We start from the raw sequence: 6270 nt of genomic DNA on the forward strand, positions 1-6270 counted from the left end.
CAATCGCATCGACGACCTACTTCCGTGGAATTTCCAGCCGTCAAGCTGATCCTAAGTGCTACGTAGCCGCCGCTTACCATCGACATATCCAAGCATCGACATGAGGTGCTGATCAGCATTCCCGGCAAGAAGCGCCGCCGCCGCATGACGATCATGAACGCGCTGGAAGATTTTCAGCGCTTAGCCATAAATCTCGCCAGCTACGACCTGCCGGTGCGGATCGGGTTTGAAGCGACCGGCAATTACCACCGTGTCTTGGCTCACCATCTCGGACAGGCCGGATTCGAGTTGAAGCTTGTGTCCTCCGTCGGTCTGGCGCGAACGCGAGAAGCTCTGCATAACAGTTGGGATAAGAACGATCCTAAGGACGCCCAGGTCATCCTGCATATGCTGGAGATCGGCGCGGTTCAGTTCTTTCACGATCCGTTGGTGACCGGGACCGCCGACATTCAGGAACTGTCAAAGACCCATGAGATCGTCTCCCGTTCGAAGACCGAGCTGTGGCATCGCATCCTGACACATTATCTGCCGCTCTACTTCCCCGAGGCCGAACGATTTCACCGGAATTCGAGAACCGACTGGTTCCTGGCTTTCCTCGAGAAGTATTCAACCCCGCATATGATCACGGCGATGAGCCGGGAGGCATTCATTGCCGATGCATGGAAAGTGGTTGGACGCAAAATGTCCAAAGAGCGTTTGCTTTCAGATATTTATGCCACGGCCGTTGGCTCGGTGGGCTTGCCAGTTCAGCCGGATTCTGACGCTGTCCGCATGTTCCGCTTGGTGTTGGCTGAAGGCAGAAGCCTGATCCGACAGCGCGATATCATTGAGGCGCGGGCCGTCGAATTACTTTCGGACCTCCCCGATTGTCAGCTGCTGACAACCATTCCCGGGATCGGCCCGATCAACGCCATGACCATCCTGGCCGAGGCCGGTGACCTGCGTCGTTTTCGCCATCACCGGCAGTTTCTGAAGTTCTGCGGCATGGACCTTGCCACCGTGCAGTCGGGCATGTTCCGCGGCCAGAGCCGGATCTCGAAGTACGGCAATGCCCGGTTGCGCCGCACGCTCTGGATGGCCGGCCAGACCGCAGTACTGAAGCGGACCAACAGCTTCCGCGACAAGTTCGAGCGCTACATCTCCAAAGACCGTCACAATGCCCATCTGCGTCGCAAGGCCTACACCGCAATCGCAGCAAAGATGGCGCGCACCGTACACGCCGTGGTCAAACACGGCGAACCCTATCGCCCCTTCTTCGAGGGGGTGAGCCCAGGCGGAAGGACCTCTCTCTGTAGCAGTCGTGGAGGCAGTTCGCTGACCTCGTAGATAATGTTCGGGCCTTCTGCTTGGGATTTGGAATCTCGTATTGAGGACGGTGAGGGCCGCCATCGCGCGTACCCTGTGTTTGCTATGGAAGAGATCATTTCTTGACGGCAGAGCCCGTCTGGGCAAGGATTGTAGGGCATCCGGTTTGCCGGATGCCCCATGACCTGCTGATCTAAACAGCCGGAAGTTCCCGACATAGGACGTTATCGCTGACCACCATGCAGGGGTTGCCGCGCATCTCAGCAATGCGGTCCAGCTCCCGACCCACACGGTCGCCTGAGAGCGATGTGTCGACCACGGCAGCCAAACATTCGCGGCTAAAGTCGTCGATCATGGTCAGAATGCAGAACCGGCGACCGCAGGACAGGCTGTCGGACTCAAAGTCGAGCGACCACCGTTGGTTTGGCCCCTGCGGGATCGCCATCGGTCTCGGGTGCCCACTGCACGCTTGCGACCGCCACGTTTACGGACTGTTAATCCCTCTTCGCGGTAAAACCGGTACAGCTTTTTCCAGTTTACTTGCTTCGCGTTTGAGCAGGATGTGCAGACGACGATAGCCAAACCGCCGCCGCTCAGACGACAGATCCTTCAACCGATCTCGTCGATCAGTATCCGCTGACCGCTTCGACGTGCGCCGATAAACACGCGGGTCGATCCCAGCCAAGGCGCACCCCCGCTTCTGATTGTGTCGTTTCTCTGTCATGACCCAGGTCACCGCGCTTCTGCGTGAACCGGGCCTCAAAAGTTCTTTCCCAACATCTCCTTGAGCGTTGAGACATCCATCATTTTTTTCGCCAGGAGCTTCTTCAGCTTCGCATTCTCACCTTCTTCGCGTCGGACACTTCCATGCCGCCATACTGGGATCGCCATTTATAAAACGTCGCATCACTGACGCCATGCTCGCGACAAAGCTCCTTCGCGCCAAGCCCAGCCTGATGCTCCTTCAATATCACGATTATCTGCTCCTCGCTGAAACGGCTTCTCTTCATCGTCTGTCTCCTTTTGAGAGAACAGGCTAACTTAAAAAACCGGACTTCTCAGGGGAGCACGTCAGTTGTTCCGGAAGTTGATCAGCTGCGGAGTGTGAATTCTGTGGCAGTTCATATCGCCTCCAAAATGCTTGCGTCCGGAGGAAATCATCAATACCCAAGTCTAATCCGCAAACTTTCTCTCATTGAGAAAGTATGCCTAGTACTTGGGGCGGGATCACAGAGAAGTTGAGGCTTTTAATGCAAGAAAAATCAGAAGTTATTTACGTAGTCACAGAGTTCGCGGAGAAGGAGATGAATTCTACTGGGTACCTCTGGTCAATATTCATTGAAGAAGCTGAGAAATTAGGAAGCCCCGTGGAAGTAATCTCTCCTGGTGCTCAGTTTGCGAACTTGCCAAAGACGCTAAGAAAGTTCGTGGCTTCGCTTGTTCTTTTCTGTCTTTGCCTCTGGAAAATACCTAGAGGTGCAAAAGTGCTTTGTGGAACGAACCCGGCTAGCTTACCTTTGATTATGTCCGCAATTAAAATAATTAAACAAATCCAATTATTTGTCCTAGTACACGATCTATTTCCAGACAACGCTATTCCTGCCGGTTTTTTGAATTCAAATTCGGCAATCTTCAGAATCGCCTCTAAATTATTTGAAAAAGCCTATCGCTCCTCGACCGGGATAGTAGTTATCGGCAGAGACATGAGAAAACGCTTAGATAGCAAGGTTAGCGGATCGGTGCCAATTCTGTATGTGCCGAACTGGGTTCCTACTTCTAAAAGCGCATCTGAGATCGAACCTTCTAAAGGCAAAGATATCGTGGTGTTTCAATATTTCGGGAATTTAGGAAGGCTACAAGGCTTAGAGTACGTTCTCGATGGGATATCGCTGTCGACAGCAAAAAACGCTCGGTTTGATTTTTATGGGTCCGGCTCTATAGCAAAAGTGCTAAACAGCCATCCGGCGTTGGCTACGGATTCTCGAGTTTGCTTATATTCAAGTGTTCCATTCGTTGATAGAAATAGAATTCTCCAGCGATGTGATGTATCTCTGGTGACATTGCGGCCTGGGATGTACGGGCTCGGTGTTCCAAGCAAAGCGTACTTCAGCGTGGCCAACTACAAACCTATTGTTGTCATGGGAGATAAAGGCAGTGAGCTGGAACTTTCAATTCAAGAACATCCTGGAATTGGGTGGTTTGTTCCCGCTGGACACCCACAAGCATTTGCAGACTGCATCGACCGAATTTGTAAGTTAGACAGTTTTTTAAGCGCCAAGAGCGGCTGTCGCGATTTCCTAGTTGAGGTTCACCCGCGCACTGCCATCCCCAAACTGCTAGCCTTCGTTCAGAACACCTAAGTGATCCTATTTCTCTTGCCAGGTTTCATGTTTAATTAGGGCTTTTTGGATATTTTATCATGGCGTTTGGTTCAACTTTAATGGGTGGTAATCTTCCGAGAAGTAGTGGTGTTCAGGACTGAACCGTCACGCCTATCTGCCGCACGGTTTCCGCAGTTGAACGTAATTGCCTTTGCAGAACTTGTACTTGTCGCAGCTTCAGCACCTTGTTCTCGGGTTTTCCTCGCTTTCAATTCATCACGTCTCTCTCATTCCACCGTCACCGATTTCGCCAGATTGCGCGGCTGGTCCACATCCGTGCCCTTCGCCACAGCGGTGTGATAGGCCAGCAATTGCGCTGGAACCGCATAGAGGATCGGCGCCAGCGCATCCGGCACCGGGGGCATCTCGATGCTGAACCAGACCCCGTCATTGGCCTCGGCCTGACCTTTGGCATCGGAGATCAGGATCACCTTGCCCTTGCGCGCCATGACCTCTTGCATGTTGCTGACGGTCTTGTCGAACAGCGCGTCGCGCGGGGCCATGACGACCACCGGCACATGCTCATCCACCAGCGCGATGGGGCCGTGTTTCAGCTCACCCGATGCATAAGCTTCGGCGTGGATGTAGCTGATTTCCTTGAGTTTCAGCGCGCCTTCAAGGGCGAGGGGGTACATCTGGCCCCGGCCAAGGAACAGCACGTCGCGGGCATGGGAGAGCTTGAGCGCGGCCTCCTGCATCGCGTCGTTTTGTTCAAGCGCGGTGCTGATGGTCGCGGGCAGCCCCCGGAGGGCTGAGATGTGATCGGCGAAGGCATCAGTGCTGATCACCTCCCGGTCCCGCGCGGCTTTGAGCACCAGCGCGAAGAGGACGACCAACTGGCAGGTGAAGGCTTTGGTCGAGGCTACGCCGACTTCGACACCGGCGTGGATCGGCAGCGCCAGATCGCTTTCGCGGGCGATGGAGCTTTCGGGCACGTTAACGACCGACAGGATACGCGCGGCTTTGCCCTCGCAATAGCGCAGGGCGGCGAGCGTGTCGGCAGTCTCACCCGATTGGCTGACGAAGACCGCCAGCGTGCGGGGCGGGATCGGCGGTTCACGGTAGCGGAATTCCGAGGCGACATCGATCTCGACCGGCAGGCGGGCGATCTGCTCAAACCAGTATTTCGCGGTGAAACAGGCGTAGGAGGCCGTGCCGCAGGCGACCATGAGGATCCGGTCAAACTGCGTGAAATCAATGTCCTGCGCGCTGATGTTGATCTCACCCTCGGGGGTGAGGTAATGGCCGATGGCCGCGCCGATCACGCCGGGTTGCTCGGCGATTTCCTTGGCCATGAAGTGTTTGTGCCCCGCCTTGTCGATGCGGGTATTGTCGATCTGCACGGATTTGATCGCGCGGTTGGCGAGCGCCCCGTTGCGGTCGGTGACCTCGACCGAGGTCCGGGTGATGACCGCGCAATCCCCTTCTTCGAGGTAGGCGATCTGATGGGTCAGCGGGGCAAGCGCGATGGCGTCGCTGCCGACATACATCTCACCTTCGCCATAGCCGATGGCCAAGGGAGAGCCTTTGCGCGCCGCGATCATCAGGTCGTCGTGACCGTCAAAAAGGAAAGCCAGCGCAAAAGCGCCTTCGAGCCGGGCAAGCGTCTGTTTGGCGGCCTCCACCGGGCCTGCGCCCTGCGCCATGTGATGCTGGGTCAGGAGGGCGACGGTCTCGGTATCGGTCTCGGACACGAATTGCGCGCCATGTTTGGCCAGTTCAGCCCGCAATTCGCGGAAGTTTTCGATGATCCCGTTATGCACCACGGCCACTGGTCCCGCCTGATGCGGGTGGGCGTTGGTGACGCTCGGCGCGCCATGGGTGGCCCAGCGGGTGTGGCCGATGCCCGACTTACCCGCCAGCGGCTCATGCACCAGCGCGTCCGAGAGGTTTACCAGCTTGCCCAAGGCGCGACGGCGCTCAAGCTTGCCTTCGTTCAGGGTCGCGATGCCCGCGCTGTCATAGCCGCGATATTCCAGCCTTTTCAGTGCTTCTACCAAGATCGGGGCGACTTCATGGGTGCCAAGCACCCCAACAATTCCACACATTATTAGCTGCCCCTCTGCATTTTTGCCTTTTTGGCCTTTAAAATTTCGAACATTTTGCGCGCCATGCCGGGCTTCTCGACCTGCGGTGCGCGTGACAGGGCCAGCGCTTCGGGCTCCACGTCCGAAGTGATGACCGAGCCCGAGCCGGTCATAGCACCCTCGCCGATGGTCACCGGGGCCACGAGCATGGTGTTGGACCCGATGAAAGCGCCAGCGCCGATGGTCGTGTGATGCTTCATCACCCCGTCATAATTGCAGGTGATCGTGCCCGCGCCGATGTTGCTTCGCGCGCCGACGGTGGCGTCGCCGATATAGCTTAGGTGGTTGACCTTGGCCCCTTCGGCGATTTGCGCGTTCTTCACCTCGACGAAATTGCCGATGCGCACGTCTTCGGCCAGTTCCGCGCCGGGGCGCAGCCGGGCGTAGGGGCCGACGACCCCGCCGCGTGAGACATGGCAGCCTTCGAGATGCGAGAAGGCGCGGATGGTGCTGCCGGATTCCACGGTGACATTCGGGCCGAAGACGACATTCGGCTC

3 protein-coding genes and 2 pseudogenes are annotated in these 6270 nt (G+C 56.5%); 2 read left to right on the plus strand and 3 right to left on the minus strand.

Annotation, left to right across the window (positions count from 1 at the left end):
• The first annotated feature begins 78 nt into the window (after positions 1–78).
• The gene (locus tag ACGYLA_RS19225) at positions 79–1326 is read left to right on the plus strand and encodes an IS110 family transposase (RefSeq protein ID WP_394434586.1); all 1248 of its coding nucleotides are present in this window, start codon (positions 79–81) and stop codon (positions 1324–1326) included.
• Between the two features lie 202 nt (positions 1327–1528).
• Here ACGYLA_RS19225 and ACGYLA_RS19230 read toward each other — a convergent pair.
• Positions 1529–2315, minus strand: a pseudogene (locus ACGYLA_RS19230) (IS3 family transposase); the annotation flags it as partial.
• Positions 2316–2510: 195 nt separating this feature from the next.
• On the opposite strand from ACGYLA_RS19230, the gene ACGYLA_RS19235 reads away from it, so the two are divergent.
• A complete protein-coding gene (locus ACGYLA_RS19235) occupies positions 2511–3665 on the plus strand; it encodes a glycosyltransferase family 4 protein (RefSeq protein WP_394434582.1) in 1155 nt (384 codons plus the stop codon).
• A gap of 248 nt (positions 3666–3913) precedes the next feature.
• Here ACGYLA_RS19235 and glmS read toward each other — a convergent pair whose 3' ends face one another.
• Together glmS and glmU are read right to left on the minus strand one after the other, a co-directional pair.
• Positions 3914–5734: a glutamine--fructose-6-phosphate transaminase (isomerizing) gene (gene glmS, locus ACGYLA_RS19240; protein WP_394434584.1), complete on the minus strand. Its 1821-nt coding sequence runs from the start codon at positions 5732–5734 to the stop codon at positions 3914–3916.
• A gap of 2 nt (positions 5735–5736) precedes the next feature.
• Positions 5737–6270: pseudogene (gene glmU / locus ACGYLA_RS19245) on the minus strand (bifunctional UDP-N-acetylglucosamine diphosphorylase/glucosamine-1-phosphate N-acetyltransferase GlmU); the annotation flags it as partial.

Origin of the sequence: Sulfitobacter sp. 1A13679 (assembly GCF_043557115.1) — a bacterium.
GTDB classification, from domain to species: domain Bacteria; phylum Pseudomonadota; class Alphaproteobacteria; order Rhodobacterales; family Rhodobacteraceae; genus Sulfitobacter; species Sulfitobacter faviae.